Raw genomic sequence first — 16,851 nt, forward strand, 5'->3', positions numbered from 1 at the left:
CCCGTTGGAGAGGACTCCACCCCCCCGCCACACCATCCTGCCCCCCCCCCCCCCCCCCCCTCCTCCTCTCCCCCCCCCCCCCCCCCCCCCCCCCCCCCCCCCACCCCCCCCCCCCCCACCCCCCCCCCCCCCGGGCCGGGTCGTCGTGTTCCGCCGCCACCTCACAACTCCGCCTCGGGCGGCAGCCGGTGGACGCCCGGGAGATGGGTGTCCAGCTCGCCCGGCTCGAAGCGGCACATGCCGACCGCGTGCCAGAACTCGCCGACCACGTCGCCCTCGTACTTGTAGGCGCCGGAGGGCAGCAGCGCCGCCCAGCCGTCGGGGGCGCCGAGGAGGGTGGCCCTGGGGGTAGGCAGGCCGGTGGCGGGGACGTTCCAGAGACGGACGGTGCCGTCCTCGCCGCCGCTGGCGAGCAGGGAGCCGTCCGGGCTGAAGGTGACGGCCAGGATCCGGCCGGTGTGGCCGCGGAGCCGGCCGGCGTCGCGGCCGGTGTGAGGGTCCCAGAGCCGGACGACGCGGTCGTCGCCGGCGGTGGCGAGCAGCGGGCGCCGGGGGTGGACGGCGGCGGTCCAGAGCCGGCCGACGTGACCGCCGAGCCGGTGGCGGGCGGTGCCGTCGGCCCAGATCAGGGCGTCGCCGTCCCAGGAGGCGCTGGCCAGCCAGGCGCTGTCGGCCGCGAACGCCACCGCGTAGACCCGGTCGTGGTGGCCTTCGAGCTGGGTCTCTATCCGGCCGGCCGCGATGTCCCAGATCCGGACCCGGCTGTCGTCGCAGCCGGTGGCGAGCCGCCGACCGTCCGGGCTGAAGGCGATGGAGCGGACCCTGCCGCGGTGTTCCCGCAGGGTGGCGACGTGGGCGCCGGTACTGCGGTACCAGATGCGGACGGTGTCGTCGTCGTTGGCGGTGGCGACGAGGACGCCGTCGGTGCTGAACGCCTCGGCCCAGACGTGTTCGGTCTCGACGTCCATCTCGCGCAGGTACTCGCCGGTGCGGGCGTTCCACAGGTAGAGGTCGCCGTCGTTGCTGGCGGTGGCGATCAGCGGGCCTTCGGGGCTGAACTGGGCGGAGACCAGCCGGCTGCTGCGGGCGGCGAGCTCCCTGGCCCGGCGGCCGGTGGCGGGCTCCCAGAGGCGGACGACACCGTCGTTGCCGCCGGCCGCGAGGAGCGTGCCGTCGCCGTTGAAGGAGAGCGAGCCGATCCGCCGGCCGTGGCCGCGCAGCAGCAGCCGGCTGCGGCCGGAGCCGGGCTCCCAGAGCCGGACGGCGCCGTCGTTGCCGCCGGTCACCAGCAGTGCCTCCGCGTCCGGACCGGCCGGTCCGCCGGCCGCCCCGCCGACCGGACCGGCGACCGGACGGTCCGCCGGCCTGAACCGGCAGACCCAGACCGAGCCCCGGTGCTCGGGCGGCTGGCGGCGCAGCGGCGTCACCTCGCGGCCGCCGCTGCCGCTGCCGCTCCTGGTCACGGGGCCGACCCGCCAGACCCGGACCACGCCGTCGCTGTCACCGGCCGCGAGCCGGGTGCCGTCGGCGTCGAAGGCCACCTGGTAGACCGCCCCGGTGCAGCCTTCCAGCCGGCCCGCGGCCGTCCCGTCGAGCGGGTTCCAGAGCTGGACCCTGCCCTCGGTGTCGCCGCTGGCGAGCAGGTCGCCGTCGGGGTGGAAGGCCAGCGTGTAGACGCGGCCGCCGTGGCCTTCGAGGGTGTGCAGGAGCCGGCGCCGGCGGACGTCCCAGAGCCGGACGGTGCCGCCGCGCTCGCCGTCCACGCCGCCGTCGCCGGTGGCCAGGACCGTGCCGTCCGGGCTGTACCGGGCCCGGTACACCGCTCCCCGGTGGCCGGGGAGTTCGGCGATCATCCGGCCGCTGCCGGTGGACCAGAGCCGGACCGCGCCGGCGCGGTCGCCGGTGACGAGCTGGGAGCCGTCGGGGCTGAACACCGCCGTGTACACGGGTGCGGCGTGGCCGGGGAGGCTGTGCAGCAGCCGGCCGGCGGCGGTGTCCCAGAGGGTGACGGTGCCTTCGGCGTCGCCGGTGGCGAGCAGGGCGCCGCCGGCCCCGAGCGAGACCGGCCAGACGCCGCCGGGGTGGACGTCGAGGCGGTGGCGGCACTCTCCGGAGACCGGGTCCCAGAGCCGGACGGTGCCGTCGGCGCTGCCGGTGGCCAGCACGTCGCCGGCGAACTTGACGGCGTAGACGCGGCCGATGTGGTCCTTGAGGGTGCGCAGCGCGACACCGGTGACGGCGTCGCAGACCAGCACGGAGCCGTCGTCGCTGCCGACGGCGAGGAGCTGGCCGTCGACGCTGAAGGCGACGGGCTCGGGCAGCCGGGTGGTGCGGACGTCGAAGCCGTAGGGGACGCCGACCTCGGAGGGGCGGAACCCGGCCTCGACGGGGAGGCCGGGGGCGATCGCGGCGGCGCGCAGTTCGGGGGCGGCGAGCACCCGGGCGTCGGTGACGGCGGAGATCAGGGCGGCGCGCTGCCAGCGGCTGCCGCGCAGGCGGGCGCCGCGCAGGTCGGTGCGGATGAGCCGGGCGCCGCGCAGGTCGGCGTCGCGCAGGTCGGCGCCGGTGAGGTCGGCGGCGTCGAGCCGGGCGCCGACCAGGCGGGCGCCGCGCAGTGAGGCGCCGGCGAGGTTGGCGCCGAGCAGCCGGGCGTCGGTGAGGTCGGCCCGGGCGAGGTCGACGCCGGAGAGGTCCCGGTGGGAGAGGTCCTCTCCGGCCAGGGCGGCGCCGCGCAGGTCGGTGTGGGCGGGGACGCGGAGCCGGGCCAGCACCTTGACGGCGTTGGACCGCGCGGCCTCCTCGGAGCCGGCGGAGTCCGCGGCGCCGTCCAGGACGGACTGGGCCCACTCCTGGCAGACCTGGTGGTCGGCCAGGTCGCAGAGGAACTCGACGGCTAGCCGGCTCAGCGGGCGCCGGGCGAGCAGCTCCGGCTCGCCCGCGCCGAGGCCGGCCGCGGCGGCGCGGGCGACCAGCCACTCGACCACCGAGCCGTGGATGAACTGGAACATGCCCTCGTCGGAGCGGACCAGCAGTGAGCCGGATCCGACCGCGTGGGCGAGCTGCGGGGTGGGCAGCCCGGTGCCCGCCAGGTCGGCCAGCACCCCGGCGATGTCGAGCAGTTCGTCGTACGGCATGGCGTTGCGGCCGCTCTCCCAGAGCCGCAGGGCGAGCAGGGTGACGGCCTCCCAGAGCTGGTCGAGGCCGAGGCCGGGCGCGGCGCCCGGCCCGCCATGGCCGCGCTGCTCCTCGAACCGCAGCCAGGCGGTGAAGACCTCCTGGTAGAGGCCGGCGGCGCTGAGTGCCCGGCCGGCGCCGGCCACGGCCCGCAGCCGGTCGTGGTCGAGGTCGGCGACGAAGCTGAGCAGCCGGGGGTTGCGGCAGAGGGCGAGGAGGTCGGGGATGGCCTCCAGCAGCCGCATCCGGCGGTCGGCGGCGGTCTCGTCGCCGTAGCGGTTGACCAGGTAGCCGCGGATCTGGGCGGTGGTGAAGTCCTGGACGGCGAGCAGCCGCCGCTGCGGGAGCAGGCCGACCCGCTCGCCGAGCGCGGTGAGCACCTGCTCCTGGGAGCTGAAGTGCTGGGTGCGGCTGCTGACCACGATCTTGGCGTTGTCGACGGCCGCGTCGAGCAGCACCTGGAGGTGGTCGGCGGCCCGTTCGTAGCTGACCCGGTTGAGGAGTTCGTCGAAGCCGTCGAAGAGCAGGACGATGCGGCCCTGGCGGAGCATGTAGCGGAAGGCCCGCAGGTCGATGGTGTCGATGCCGTGCGCGGTCAGGTGGGCGGCCACCAGACCGTCGAAGGAGTGCGCCTTGTCGAGCGCGCTGAGCTCGATGAACAGCGGTGTCAGGTGCGGGAGTTCGGCGGGGATTCGGCGGGCGAGCTCGCGCAGGGCGAAGGTCTTGCCGTGGCCGAAGTCGCCGAGCAGCAGCAGGAACCGGCCGTGGTCGGACTCCAGCAGCCGGAGCATCTCGTCCACCAGGCCCTCGCGTTCGGCGCCGCCGGGGCGTTCGGCGTCGCGGTAGCGCTGCGGGAGGTAGAGGCCGGGCTGGTACTGGCCGTCGGTGCTGAGCCGCTCGCTCTGGGCGGCGACGTAACCGCTCAGGTCGAGCAGGCCCTGGAACTCGATGAAGCTGCGCAGCCGCACGCCGCGCCGGCGGGCCCGGTCGCGCAGCTCGCGCGGGGGCGGCGGGCCGTCGTGGACGAGTTCGGCGTCGGGGGCGGTGCCGGCGGCGTGCACGGCGTCGACGAAGCGGTCGACGTCCTCGGCGGTGGGGGTGGAGACGCAGACGGCGACGCGCTGTTGGCGGACGAAGCCCGATTCCGTCCAGGTGACGAAGAGTTGGGGCGGGGCGCCGGCGACGGTGCGGATCTGGGCGCCCTCGTGGCGGGTCCGGCAGACCTCGGCGACCCGGGCGAGCAGGGTGTCGGCCGGGGAGGCCAGCTCCCGGGCCTCCCGTTCGGGTTCGGCGGGCGGCGGGGCGGCGGCCGGCGGCGCCGGCGGGGCGGGCGGTTCGGCCGTGTCCGGCGGCGGCGGGAAGGCACGGTGGGCCCGGCGCCAGGAGGCGGGCGTCCGCTGGAGTTCGGCGCCCGGGGCGGGCCAGCGGGTGAGGCCGTCGCGGGTGAGCCGGAGCAGCTGGTGGGTGCCGGGGCCGTCGGCGCCGGCGACGCTCACCTCGCCGGTACCGGTGGAGAGCGTCCGGACCGCCGGCCGGGAGTCGGCCGGGCCGTGCAGCAGCAGGTGCAGCCGGGGCGCGGTGAGCCGGGTGAACCGGTCGAGGTCGCGCAGCGGTTCGGCGTCCTGGCCGGCCCGGGCCGACCGGGCGCCGGCGGGCCGGGCGGTGACCGGGTGGCGCAGCGCGCCGATCCGCAGCCAGCCGTCGTTCTCGTACGGGCGCAGCGCCTGGGCGAACCAGGCGGCCTGTTCGGGGCCGAGCCAGCCGTACCGGTCGTCGGCGCGGTGGCTGTACGCCATCGAGGAGTTGAGGCCGGCGACGACGGTGCCGAGCTCGGGCACGGGGAAGAGCGTCCACGGCTGGGCGCTGTCGAAGACGACGTCCAGGCCCTGGTAGAACTCCTGGAACAGCCGGGCGTAGTGGCGCCACTTGGGCCAGTACGGCGGGGTCGGCCGCAGTTCGTCGGCCTCGCAGGTGCTGAAGTAGGCGCGCGACGCGGCCTGGCTGACGTCCTGCCCGCCGGGCACGATGGCCACCCGGTGCGGTTCCAGGCCGAGCAGCGAGCGGATCCCGGTGAGGAAGGCGAGCGCCTGCTCGCACTCGCGGGGGCTGCCGGAGGCGGTCAGGTCGCCGGTGACGACGACCAGTTCGGGAGCGGGGGCACCGGCGTCGGCCAGCTCCACGAGGTCGCCCCAGATGGCGGCCTGGAGGTCGACCGGGTCGCTGCCGCGGCCGAAGGACGGGCCCGCCAGGTGCAGCACCGACACGCCCTCGGGGCCACCCTCGCGGCCACCGGCCGACGGGTACTCGGGCGGGGCGGAGGGCCTGCGCCGGCCGGCCCAGCCGGTGCCGCCGACCGGCCGGGGCGCGGGCACCTGCGACTGCGCCTGCCCCGGGACGGCGGGCGCCCCGGTGGAGCCGCCCGGGTAGCCGGGCCGCAGGTCGGGCCGGGCCCGGCCCTCCATGGCCTGGCCGACCCGGGCGAGCAGCAGCTGCCGGGCCCGTGCGGGCTCGGCGACGCCCGCCAGGTCGATGTAGGTGAGGGTGGCGAGCAGGCCGTCCACCGGGATGTCCTCGATCCGGACGGTCAGCAGCCGGCGTTCGGGTGCGTCCGGGTCGGAGCGCAGGGCGGCCTGCCACTCCATCCGCCCGTACCGGGAGCGCTCGTAGTTGCGGGAGAGCAGGGCGATGGTGGCGGCGGACTCGGTGACGCCGCGGTCCATGAAGTCGACGAAGTTGGTCCCGGGGACGAAGTCCCAGGCCTGGAGGAAGGCTCTGTAGCCGGCCTCCTCCAGCGTCCAGGCGATCCAGGCCGCCCACCGCTCGTCCGCCGGCGAGTAGCTGATGAAGAAGTCGATCGGCCCGGGGCCACCCGGGGTCGCGTCCATAGCCCCCATGGGGGAGAGCTTATGACCGATCGGGGGCCGGTAAACCCGGTTCGGCCCGGTCGTTCGTACCGCTCCACCCCGGCCGGTGGCCCGGCTCCGCCCCGGTCTCGACGTGAGAACAACCGTGTGCGACCCTGGCGGGCGTGCTTGCCTACTGGCCCACTGTCAGACGTCTCCACCCCCTGGACTGGGTGGCCGCGGCGCTGCTCGCCTGCGGGTTGCTCTCCCTCGTCACCGGTCTGCTCCCGGCGGCGTCGGCGAGCGCGGCGGTCTCCCGGGTCGCACCGCTGCTCGTCTTCCTCGGCACGGTCATCGTGCTGGCCGAACTCACCAGCTCCGCAGAGGTGTTCGACGTGGTCGCGGCCGGCGTGGCGCGGGCCGGTCGGGGCAGTTACGCCGCGCTGTTCCTGCTCTGCGTGGCCTTCGCCGCGGTCACCACGATGACCCTCAACCTGGACACCACCGCCGTCCTGCTCACCCCGGTGATGCTGGCCCTCGCCTCGCGGGTGGGCATCGCGCCGCTGCCGCTGGCTATGACCACGGTCTGGCTGGCCAACACCGCGAGCCTGCTGCTGCCGGTGTCCAACCTGACCAATCTGCTGGCCGCCGAGCGGGTCGCGCTCTCCCCCGCCGGGCTGGCCCGGGTGATGTGGGCGCCGCAGCTGGCCGCCCTGCTGGCGACGATGGCCTGCCTCTGGGGCTTCTACTGGCGGCGCGGCCGCCGGGGCGCCGCCGACTACACGCCGCCGCCCGCCCACCGGCCGGGCGACCGGGTGCTGTTCCGGGTCTGCGGGCTGGCCTGCGCCGGGTTCCTGCTGGCGACGCTGCTGACCGGCCTGCCGCTCTGGGTGGCCTCGGGCGCGGCCGCCCTGGTGGCGGTGGCCGCCTTCGCCGTCCGGCGGCCGGAGGCGCTGCGGGCCTCGCTGGTGCCGTGGCGGCTGCTGGTGATGGTGCCGGGGATGTTCCTGGTGGTGCAGACGGTCGACGCGCACGGGCTGCACCGGGTGCTGGACGCGGCGGTGGGGACGGACGGCGGGGTGCTCGGGATGTTCCGTGCCTCGGCGGTCGGCGCGGGCCTGTCCAACCTGCTCAACAACCTGCCCGTCTACCTGGCCGGGGAGGCCGCGGTGCCGGTCGCCAACCACCAGCAGCTGCTCTCCCTGCTGATCGGCACCAACATCGGCCCGCTGGTCACACCGTGGGCCTCGCTGGCCACCCTGCTCTGGTACGAGCGGTGCCGCTCGGCAGGCCTGCGGGTGCCGCTGCGGGGCGTGGCCGGGACGAGCGCGGTGCTGGCGGTGGGCGGCGTGCTGCTGGCCACGGCGGCACTCGCGCTCACGGCGTAGCCGGCGCCGGCGCGGGCCCGCGCCGCCGCCCTCATCCTGGTCGGAGTACTGCTCGGCATGTACCTCAGTGCACCGGCACCGGGCGTCCCGGTGCCATACCTGGCGGATTCCTACCGCCCTCGGTGGGCGGGTTCGTCGCACGGGCAGGAGGTCCAGCCGGCGGCGATAGCGCGCAGCAGGGTGGTGACGGCGGCGGCCGGGATCATCAGGTCGCGCCCGAAGCGCACGTGGTAGTCGTCGCTGAAGGGGTCGCGCGGACTCAGCCCGGTGAACGGGGCTATCCAGGACGGCTCCGACGCCGTGATCACACCAGCCACCGCAAGATCATCTCACCCCTCCTATGCCGGGAGCCGGGCGACCGTGGCCACTGTGCCGCGCGGCGAATCATGCTGTCCAACCCTGCGCCGGCTCGCGTGAACGGAGCCATCCGGGCTCGGCCGGTCTGGACCGGCGAACCCATCAGGCGGGTCGGCGGCGTCGGTAGTAGGCCCAGGCCAGGGCCAGCACGATCGGCCCCCACAGCATCGCCGGCGTGATGCACACCCGGGCCAGGGCCATCCACCATCCGTTGCTGAACCCGCCGTCGGGCAGGACGCCCGCCCAGGCGAGCGGGTAGAGGTCGAACATCGCCACCAGGGCCAGGCCGCCCAAGGTCGCTGGGACCACCGCGGCGAACGGAGCCACCCGCCGGCCGCCGAGGAACGGCACCCAGCGCGGTACCACCTCGCCCCACCCGCTGACCAGGCCGGTGGTTAGCAGCGCCAGCGCCTCGGTGAGCAGACTGAGCCCGACGACGTAGAACGGCGTCCACCAAGGAGCAGCTGGCGCCGCCGGGTCGACCATTCCCATCCGGAAGTCGGCGGCGAACGGCAGCCGCCACAGGCAGTGCGGCAGCACGACGAACGGGAGGGCTTTGGCGAGTCGGAGAGCCCAGACGGGGACGGGACGCTCGGTGTCACCGAGCGGGAGGGCGAGACGTGTGATCGGCATGACCCCACCCTCGCCAAACCCCGACGGCAGTGCATCGCCCACGCGCACGATCACGATCCCCCACGAGAGCCACCCCTCGATCGTCCTGGAGGCCGACCGTCGGCAGAACCCGGGCGGCGATCTCGGAAGTCAGTTACGGGACAGCCCTTAGATTTCCTGATCAGAGCGAAATCTCCATCAATCTCCTGTGCAAGGCCGTCAAGGAATTCTTGATGTCAAGTGGGAAGCGGCCAACTTGTGTGACGCGGAAAGACCAATTTCCCGATGATTAACCGGAGGTAGCCCAAAGGCCTGGTGCCCCACCCGGCTTCGGTGGGGCACCAGGCCGGCCCTTCATGGTGCCTCTGACCTGGCCTAGAGCACTTCACTGTTTTTCACGGGTTCTTTCGGCCCCACCGTTCCGGGTTCCGTTGGCCCCATCCGGACTCTGAACGGGTGACGAGGTAAGGCAGGGGCGGGGAGTTCCGGATTCGTCTGGCCCCACTCCCTCGATTGGGTGAGGTTTCACGGCTTGCCGTGCATTGGAGTGGCGGTGTGACGGAACGCGTTGGCGGGGCCGTAGCGTGTGGTGTGCAGCGCCCGCCCCGATCGCGCCCCCGACAGGATGCGTCTGGGCGGGCGTTCTTGCGTCGGCTTTATTCCGCAGGTCCGTCGGACACTCGGGCTGGCAGGATCGGTCCATGTCTATAGATCCCTTGCTGGCCAGAGCCCGTGGGCTGTGGGAGGAACTCGCTTCGGTGCCTGTGTCGTTCGCGCCGACGGGAGGTGTGAGCGTGGTGGCGTCTCCCGAGTCGAGGATGTGCCCCTCGGGTTGGGTGGGCATGGTGGTGCTGGGCAATTCGGCGATCGTGACCGCGCCCAGCGAGGACACCGCCGAGACGGTGCGCGACGCGTTGGCCAACCTTCCGGTGGCGGCCCTCGCCGGCGCTCATTCGGTCCGTGGGGTGCTGCCGGTGGCCCGGGTCCTCGGCCCGGCGGCGCTGGCATATGTGTCCGACGACGGGTTCCGGCCGGTGGTGACACGCAGGCTGACGGTGGAACAGGTGCCGGGAGCTCATCCAGATCTGCGAAAGCTGGAGAACCTGGCGGGTGCCGCTGATTCGGACGAGGCCGTGCTGGGCGAGATCACCTCACCCGCGTTCGTGATCCGTGCGGGTGGCGAGGTCGTCGCCGCTGCCGGATATCGGGCCTGGCCGAGCCGGACCGCCCACGTCAGTGTGCTGACCGCCCCTGCATGGCGGGGGCGGGGCCTTGCCCAGGCGACGGGCTCCGGGGCGGTGGCGCACGCGTTGGCGGCCGGCTTGCTCCCGCAGTGGCGGGCCCGGGTGCCCGCATCCCGGCGGGTCGCGCTCGCGCTGGGTTTCCGCGAGCTGGGCGCCCAGCTCAGCGTGGAGCTCGCATAGAAGGCGGGTCGGAGCCGGGCCGGATGGCGCCGGGGCCATGCCCTCCTGAGCGAGGCGGCTCTCCGATGCCTCCGCCCGGATCTCCGGCCGCCGTTTTGCAGGTAGTCCGACAGCGTCGTGTAGGACGCGCCGGTGAACCCGTACTCGTTTCGCAGCCGGGCCAGGATTCGGCGGTTGGAGTGCCGCTGTTTCGGCGGCGCGGTCAGGTCCGCCCGCAGCATCTCGTCGATCCGGCACTTGGCCGGATCCAGCACGGATCGGCGCTTCGCAGGCGCCTTCCGCTCAGGCGGCAACGCGCTCTCCAAAGCCTGGCGCACCGTCCGGCGGTGCACTCCGTACTTCCGAGCCGACTCCCGGACCGGCAGCTTCTCCAAACGCCAGGCCCGGCGGAGGCACTCGAACAACTCCACCCGCGACAACAACCCGGCCTCCCGACGCGGCCGCGATCAAGAACGAGCCACAGCCTGACGCCGCCAACCGGGCCAAAGGCGATTAGAAGCCGTTGTCGTACCGATCATGGTGGACATCGGTTCGAGTGTGGCGACTCTGTCGGGTGATCTCTCGCTTGTGCGCGCTTGAAGGCAGGGCCTCCGGTTCAGCTCATGGTTGTCGAAGCCGGAGCGCACCAGGAGGCCTCGCCAACGCGCTGCCCGGCGATCAGCCACTCGTGCCAGGCCGTCTCCGCTTCGGCGAGCTCAGCGAGTACCCGGTCCGCCACCTCCCGAAGCTCCTCCACGCGCTCACGCGCGGCCAGCTCCCGCTCCTCCGGGAGACCCACCACCGACGCCATCCCGGCACCTCCACCAACGAGACAACCCAACGGCCTGAGCATGCCTCGCCATGCCGGCATCATGCCTGAACTGCGGAAACCCGCCGATCAAGTGCGGTACGACAACGGCTTCTCAACACAACTGACCAACACCAGGTCAGAACGCCCGCAGCACCGCCATCACCCCAAGAACCCCACGGACAGACACCGGCGACCCATCCGATAACCCCAGCTCAGACACACCACGCCTGATCACGATCAACGAACGCGGACAGCTGATCACGAAGCTCTCGAGTCTTGCCGAACACCGTTTCTCCCCAAGGCAATTCGACTACGCTTGCGAACCCAAGATCGAACGAGGGGGAGCGCCCATGCCGTACGAGGCCGGCACGAGGGTCAGGCTGACCAGGGATGCGCAGGTCACCACAGGTGACACCGCGACCAGGGGTGGCGTTCCCGGCCCGCTGTTCCTCGCCGAGGGGCTGGCGGGAACGGTCATGGGCTCAACCACGGAAGTCGGCCGTGCCGGCCAGGACCACCTCGCGAGCTTCGATCAGCAAGTTCGCGGCCACCGGTTCGACGCGTTCGCGGCGAGCCTGATCGACGACCTCCGCCAGAACGTCGCCCGGCTGGGAGCGTTCGACGCCGGAGCCAGCGCTCGGACGACCTACCGGGTGCGCTTCGACAACGGGTTCGTCCTCGACGGTCTTGAAGAAGGCTGGCTGACCCAAGCCTGAGTACCTGCCCCCTCACCACCACCGAGGAGATCCATGGCCGACAGCGTCACCTCACTGACCGCCCGCGTGCACGATCTTCTGGTAGCGGTCATGACCAATGGCCCTACCCCACGGGGCGTCGACGTCGTCGCCGGCCTCCACGACGTCGTCGCGCGCGCCACAGCGCTCGGCCCCGACGGCAGGTGGCTCGTCGCATCGGGGCACTCGGGCCTCGGGGGCCTGGCCATCGCACAGGGGCAGGTGGACCGGGGCCTCTTCCACTTCGACGCCGCCGTGGCGAACGGGTTCAACGACTGCGTGGCCTTCCACATGCCCCTCGTGCGCCCGCTGCACCGCGACCCCCGCTTCCGGGCCCTGTACGAGCGGATGCGCGTCACCCCGGCCGACCTCGACGAGTTCCTCTGGCTGCACCGGGAGATACAGATCATGGCGCGGGATGCCCAGCAGGCGACCGTGGACAACATCGGCCGCCTCGACACTGGGGTCTCGCTGTTCCCGCACGCCCCCATGCCGACCCGCGAGCCGAACACCCCCGGCGTGCTGATCACCCGCCTCGACCTCGCCGCCACGCAGACCGCACTGCGACAGGCCGCCGTGAAGGCGGATTTCCAGCGCAGCGCCGGCAACGTCAGTCTCAGCCTCATCGACGACTCGTGGGACTACACCCGTGCCAGGCACGACGCCTGGCACGCCGACGATCTGGACACCCGACGCGAACAGGCCGCCGCAGCCCGGGCCTTCGTCGAACGTCCGGGCATCGGCACCATGCTGATCCCCTGCCCGCCGCTGGGCTCGATCGTCTACCCGGCCTGACGAGGGCCGGACTTGTGCGCAGGAAGGGGTCAGTCCCCCTGGGCCGGGTGGGTGGTCAGGCAGAGGGCCCAGACGTCCGTGTAGGTGTTCGGGGACGGGGAGCCGCCGACGTGGAGGGTGGCGCTCCAGTGGTCGGGGCTGTCGGGCCGGACTTACTGGGGATTGTTCCGGCACCATGCCACGAGGGATGAGCCAACCCACGGCCTGGTAAGCGATGATCACGCGGGCGTGGACACATGTAAAGCAGCGCTGCTCTGGGCGGGGGCTCGGCCAGCCTGCCGCGATCATGCGGCGCGTGTGCTGACCGTCGAAGGTATTGAGGAGCGCCGGGTCGGCCGCCGATACCTGGTCGAACTCCTCGGCCATCTCCCGCACCCGAGCTGGGTCCGCCACCCGGGGCCCGTGTTCAGGCTTCCAACCAAGGGTTGATGCCACAACGTCCGTGCTGTGCCCGCACTCCAACGTGACCTTCCAGAACGCCTCGGTATGACGTTCCTTGCGGCGCAGCATGGCCCACAGTTCGGCGGTGATTCCCTCAGGTGGCTCCGCCGTATCGGGGGGAAGGTCGCGCAGCCCGCCTGGCCGACCTCGAGCAGCACGGGCGTGGACCACCTGGTCACCGGACTCGGCGTGGCCACCGGCGCCGGTACGGACGTCGCCGCCGCCGGCGGTCGCGCCACCGCCCTTGCCGACCGCGACGTCGCCGGCGACGTTGCCGCGGTCCACGGCGGGTGGCTGGCCGACCCGGTTCTCCACCGGCGGGGCGTCGCCGTCCGGCCCGGCGTCGGAGGACCCGTGCTGGGACAGTGCGCCGGGTTGCAACGACGGTGTGCACCACGGGTGAGAGCGGGCGCTGGGTGGGGCCGCGGTTGCATGGCCGCCGGGGCGGTCCGCCGGTTCGTCCGGTGGACCGCCCCGGTCGGTCGGCTCGGTCCCGTGGACCGGCGATCGACCGGGGCGCTGGTGTTCTCGTCGACCGTCGCGATGCCTGCCAGCCGCTGCGGCTCGGTGCGCCCGTGCCTGGCCGGGCTGCAGGACCAGTCTCCCGCCGCCGACCACCGGCGGGTCATGTCGTGGGGTGTCGGTAGGCGGTGACGTGGTCGGGTGCGGGCAGGGGTGCGGTGGTGACGGGTTTGCCGCGGCCGGGGGCGTGGATGACGTGGCCGTTGCCGGTGTACAGCTGGACGTGGGCGCCGCCGTTGGTGATCACCAGGTCGCCGGGGGCCAGGGCAGCGCGGGTGGTGGGGGTGCCGGCGTGGCGCATGTCCCAGGTGGTGCGGGGCAGGGTGAGGCCGGCGGCCTGCCAGGCGCGCATGACCAGGCCGGAGCAGTCGAACGCGGCGGGGCCTGTGGCGCCCCACGCGTAGGGCTTGCCGAGCTGGGCGCGGGCGTAGGCGAGGGCCTTCTCGGCGCCCGGGCCGTCTGCGGGGGCGGCGATGTCGGGGGCGGGGGTGTCCTTTGAGCCGCCGAGGGGCGGAGCGGGGCTGGGCTGCGGGGGCGGGCCGGCCTTCTTGCCCGCCTCGGGCTGCTCGGCCTCGGCGGCGTCGTTCTCGCTGCCGGGGGTGGCGGGAACGCGCAGGGTGGCGCCGGCGTAGATGAGGGTGGAGTCGCCGAGGCCGTTGAGCTCTTGGAGGGCCTCGACGGTCGTGCCGTGGCGCTGGGCGAGCCGCCACAGGGTGTCGCCCCACCGCAGGACCACCTCCTCGGTCTCGGTGGGCGTCGAGGCAGGAGAGGCGGCCGTGGGGTCGGGCTCGCCGGGCGCGACCGGGGCCGGCGTCCCGGCCGCGGGCGGCTGGGGAGCGGACGGCGAAGCGGTGGGCGCCGGGCCGGCCGGCAGCGTGGGGGCGGGCGTGGCGGCGGCCGGAGCCTGCGCGACGGCGCGGGTCCTCGGGGCCTCCCGAAGGACATCGGCGGTGCCGGCCATGCCCGCGCAGATCACGGCGAGTACGGCCGGCACCGCCCACCACCGCACCCCCCGTCGCTGCGGGACGTCGCCGCGTGGGGAGGGAAGGCGCCGCACCGGTGGCAACTCCACCGGTGCCGGACCGGCACCGGCCGGGCCGCCGCCCCTGGGCGGGGGCGCCGTTGACGCCCGGGCCCTCGGCCGGCTCGGCGCCACCCCCTCGCCCCGCAGCGTGCCGAGGCGCACACTCGCATCCGGCACCGGGAACTGACCCGCCGCCATCCCGCCCGGCATCCCCGCCACCAGGTGCCCCCGCGACACGAGGTGGGCCGCGCCGCCGAACCGCTGCTCCCACCACAGTCGCTCCGCGATGTCGGCCCCCTCCTCCTCCGCACTTCGGATGGGACTCTCCATCAGGCCTCGATGCGTCATCACGGGCTCCTTCCGCTTCTGCCCGGCCGCGGGTGCGGCCCTTGCCGGGAAGGTTTCCGGGTGTGCGGGGTGTCCGGCCAGGGGCCGGGGTGTCCCGGACCGTCCGGACTCGTCCGGCGCCGGCAGCGGGCAGGCTGACGGATGGCCAGTGCCGTCGGCGGCTCCTCGCGTTCGCCCCGCGGTTCGTGATCCGGCCCACCGGCTGTGCCGAGCCAGTCGGCCGACCCGGTTCGCGGGAGCGGCATTGAGCCGGGAATCGGCTCGTTCCGGCCGGCGCCCGTGGCAGGGCGCGGTCCGGCGTACAGGTTCGGGGGGTGCCGGTCTCGGGTCGTGGTTCTTGCACCTGGCGGTTCCCGGACCCTCACCAGCCTGACTTGGCCGCGACAGCTCGCCCCTGGACGGGCGGTCCGGCGCTTCGCCGCCTTGTCGTCCCCGTCGCCGTCGCCGAGGCGGCGGGCGGGTGGCGGCGGACGGGGTGTGACCTGGGCGGACGTGGCCGGACAGTCCGGGACGGCGGATCCGGTTGCCGGACGCGGCGGCTGGTGGCGAGGCTTTTGCCACCGCCCCCCTGTACTCACCTGACCGAGGAGAAGGCTCGTGACCAACCCCGTGGGTGCCGTGCACCCCGTCTCGACGAAGGAATCCATCAACCGGCCGGCCGCGGGCTGGTCGCGCAAGGCCGTGCTGTCGGCCGCGGCCGTGGCCGTCGCGGCGGGTGCTGCCGTGGCCGCTCCGGCCGGCACCGCTTCTGCCGCCCCGCTCAAGCCCGGCCCCGCAGGCAAGCCGGATCCGTCGGGCAAGCCGAGCCTGACCCAGCGGGCCTGGGAGGGCATCCGCGTCGCGGTCGGCGAGGACCTCGACCAGAGCGACCCCAACTACCGTGCCAAGCTGGGCCTGCAAACGGTGATGAAGTCCGCCCTGACCCGGATGGGAACGGACAACACCACCCCCGTCCCCGGCGACGCGCTGCTCGCCTGGCAGAGCTACATCGACTACCAGGCGGCGTGGAAGACCTCCCTTGCGGGCTCGAAGAAGGAACTCGACGCCAGCAGGAAGAAGCTCGCCGCGGCGAAGGAGAAGCTGCAGCAGAGCCCCCTGGCCGGCAAGCAGCGGGACAAGGCCAAGAAGGCGTTGCAGGAGGCCGAGGCGCGCAACCGCGCGGCGGAGGCCAGGCACGCGAAGGCTGTGAAGGCGAACACGCCCGAGGAGCAGCTGACGGTCCAGGCCCTGGAGACGAAGAAGGCCCAGCTGGAGAAGAACCTGAAGGACGCGAAGAAGGGCACGACCAAGTACAAGGAGATCGACAGGAGCCTGACCGCCACCAAGCAGAAGCTGCACGACGCCAAGCGCGTGCCCGGAGCTCGTCAGGAGCCCGACGGACAGGCCGGCAAGACGGCCAGGCCCGTGCCCCAGGTCACCGGCAAGCCGGCCATCACCACGGGCAGGACTCCCACCAGCGCCGCCAAGACGGTGAAGCCGCCGACCACGACGTCCACCGGGGTCGGCCGGCAGCCCACGGTGACCACCGTCGCCCCACCGGTCACCGGCAAGCTCCCGGTCGGCGCCCGGATGCCGCGGCTCGGCGGCGGGGGAGCCGGTCTCCTTGCGCCGGTACTCGCGGGCCTGGCCGAGCAGGCGACCAAGGAGCACTACGAGCGGGAGCACCAGGAGCTGCTGGAGAAGGCGTACAAGGACCCTGCGTTGCGCAGGCGGATCCTGGACGACTACCACCAGATGAAGGGCGCCGACCCCATCGACCACCTCAAGCGCGGCTTCGACACCTCGAAGGGGTTCACCCAGGGCGCCTCGGCGGCCATCGGCCCGAAGCTGGAGGCCTATCAGAAGGCCCTGGACGCCAAGGTGAAGGCCCAGGCGAAGGCGGACGCCGCCGACCGTGAGTGGGAGCGCAAAGTCAAGCAGGAGGCCGCCCGCCGGCAGGCCCAGGACGCCGAGAAGCACGACGCCGCCGGGAAGGACAAGAAGGGCAAGGCCGAGGACAAGAACGGCAAGCACGCCGGGACCGAGACCAAGGACGGCAAGGACAAGGCCCCCGCCGGTACCGACAAGCACGGCGAGCCGGCCGGCAAGACCGGGAAGGACAAGCCCGGCACGGGGGCGGACAAGCGCGCCGAGCCGGGTGGCAAGGACAGGATGAGCCCGGACGGCGGCAAGGACAAGGCCCGGACGCCGGAAAAGGACGGTAAGAAGGACGAGTCCGGCAGCAAGGACAGGACTACCGCCAAGAAGACGACCTCTGCCAAGGGCGCGCAGCGCGCCATGTAACAGGGCAGGTCGGGCAGGCTGAACAGAACACTGCCGGGGTGGGGGGGGGGGGGGGGGGGGGGGGGGGCCTCCCCCCCACTCCCCCTCTTTCCCGGTGGGGTTTTGTGTGGGTTGGT

The 16,851-nt window shown here is 73.6% G+C and carries 11 protein-coding genes; 6 read left to right on the forward strand and 5 right to left on the reverse strand.

Annotated elements, in window-relative coordinates; genetic code table 11:
• Positions 1-161: 161 nt before the first annotated feature.
• Complete coding sequence (locus ACZ5WK_RS01630) at positions 162-6,068, reverse strand: WD40 domain-containing protein (protein WP_465543866.1); 5,907 nt, start codon at positions 6,066-6,068, stop codon at positions 162-164.
• Between the two features lie 134 nt (positions 6,069-6,202).
• On the opposite strand from ACZ5WK_RS01630, the gene ACZ5WK_RS01635 reads away from it, so the two are divergent.
• Complete coding sequence (locus ACZ5WK_RS01635; RefSeq protein ID WP_465543867.1) at positions 6,203-7,405, forward strand: ArsB/NhaD family transporter; 1,203 nt, start codon at positions 6,203-6,205, stop codon at positions 7,403-7,405.
• 110 nt (positions 7,406-7,515) lie between these two features.
• Here ACZ5WK_RS01635 and ACZ5WK_RS01640 read toward each other — a convergent pair whose 3' ends face one another.
• The gene (locus ACZ5WK_RS01640; protein WP_465544371.1) at positions 7,516-7,722 is read right to left on the reverse strand and encodes a hypothetical protein; all 207 of its coding nucleotides are present in this window, start codon (positions 7,720-7,722) and stop codon (positions 7,516-7,518) included.
• A gap of 142 nt (positions 7,723-7,864) precedes the next feature.
• On the reverse strand, positions 7,865-8,395 hold the full coding sequence (locus tag ACZ5WK_RS01645; protein ID WP_465543869.1) for a hypothetical protein: 531 nt from the start codon (positions 8,393-8,395) through the stop codon (positions 7,865-7,867).
• A gap of 29 nt (positions 8,396-8,424) precedes the next feature.
• Here ACZ5WK_RS01645 and ACZ5WK_RS01650 point away from each other — a divergent pair, with 29 nt between their 5' ends.
• Together ACZ5WK_RS01650 and ACZ5WK_RS01655 are read left to right on the forward strand one after the other, a co-directional pair.
• Complete coding sequence (locus ACZ5WK_RS01650) at positions 8,425-8,667, forward strand: Imm1 family immunity protein (RefSeq protein WP_465543871.1); 243 nt, start codon at positions 8,425-8,427, stop codon at positions 8,665-8,667.
• A gap of 408 nt (positions 8,668-9,075) precedes the next feature.
• A complete protein-coding gene (locus ACZ5WK_RS01655) occupies positions 9,076-9,798 on the forward strand; it encodes a GNAT family N-acetyltransferase (RefSeq protein WP_465543873.1) in 723 nt (240 codons plus the stop codon).
• A gap of 595 nt (positions 9,799-10,393) precedes the next feature.
• Here the strand turns inward: ACZ5WK_RS01655 and ACZ5WK_RS01660 are convergent.
• Positions 10,394-10,588 (reverse strand): hypothetical protein, encoded by a 195-nt coding sequence (locus ACZ5WK_RS01660; RefSeq protein WP_465543875.1) that lies wholly within the window; start codon positions 10,586-10,588, stop codon positions 10,394-10,396.
• A gap of 350 nt (positions 10,589-10,938) precedes the next feature.
• Here ACZ5WK_RS01660 and ACZ5WK_RS01665 point away from each other — a divergent pair, with 350 nt between their 5' ends.
• Together ACZ5WK_RS01665 and ACZ5WK_RS01670 are read left to right on the forward strand one after the other, a co-directional pair.
• The gene (locus ACZ5WK_RS01665) at positions 10,939-11,304 is read left to right on the forward strand and encodes a hypothetical protein (RefSeq protein ID WP_465543877.1); all 366 of its coding nucleotides are present in this window, start codon (positions 10,939-10,941) and stop codon (positions 11,302-11,304) included.
• A gap of 90 nt (positions 11,305-11,394) precedes the next feature.
• Entirely contained in the window at positions 11,395-12,117 is a 723-nt protein-coding gene (locus tag ACZ5WK_RS01670; protein ID WP_465543879.1) for a hypothetical protein, read from the forward strand.
• 1,066 nt (positions 12,118-13,183) lie between these two features.
• Here ACZ5WK_RS01670 and ACZ5WK_RS01675 read toward each other — a convergent pair.
• Positions 13,184-14,452 carry a C40 family peptidase gene (locus ACZ5WK_RS01675; protein ID WP_465543881.1) on the reverse strand — a complete coding sequence of 423 codons (1,269 nt, stop codon included), beginning with the start codon at positions 14,450-14,452 and terminating at the stop codon, positions 13,184-13,186.
• A gap of 597 nt (positions 14,453-15,049) precedes the next feature.
• Between ACZ5WK_RS01675 and ACZ5WK_RS01680 the strand changes: the two genes are divergently transcribed.
• Positions 15,050-16,735 (forward strand): hypothetical protein, encoded by a 1,686-nt coding sequence (locus ACZ5WK_RS01680; protein ID WP_465543883.1) that lies wholly within the window; start codon positions 15,050-15,052, stop codon positions 16,733-16,735.
• Positions 16,736-16,851: the final 116 nt, after the last annotated feature.

The organism is Kitasatospora sp. NPDC032757 (assembly GCF_055579305.1).

What these genes read in the sequence shown, in the direction of transcription:
- ACZ5WK_RS01630 (WP_465543866.1), bottom strand. Translation starts at nt 6,068, where the DNA reads ATGGGGGCTATGGACGCGACCCCGGGTGGCCCCGGGCCGATCGACTTC.
- ACZ5WK_RS01645 (WP_465543869.1), bottom strand. Translation starts at nt 8,395, where the DNA reads ATGCCGATCACACGTCTCGCCCTCCCGCTCGGTGACACCGAGCGTCCC.
- ACZ5WK_RS01655 (WP_465543873.1), top strand. Translation starts at nt 9,076, where the DNA reads ATGTCTATAGATCCCTTGCTGGCCAGAGCCCGTGGGCTGTGGGAGGAA.
- ACZ5WK_RS01660 (WP_465543875.1), bottom strand. Translation starts at nt 10,588, where the DNA reads ATGGCGTCGGTGGTGGGTCTCCCGGAGGAGCGGGAGCTGGCCGCGCGT.
- ACZ5WK_RS01665 (WP_465543877.1), top strand. Translation starts at nt 10,939, where the DNA reads ATGCCGTACGAGGCCGGCACGAGGGTCAGGCTGACCAGGGATGCGCAG.
- ACZ5WK_RS01670 (WP_465543879.1), top strand. Translation starts at nt 11,395, where the DNA reads ATGACCAATGGCCCTACCCCACGGGGCGTCGACGTCGTCGCCGGCCTC.
- ACZ5WK_RS01675 (WP_465543881.1), bottom strand. Translation starts at nt 14,452, where the DNA reads ATGACGCATCGAGGCCTGATGGAGAGTCCCATCCGAAGTGCGGAGGAG.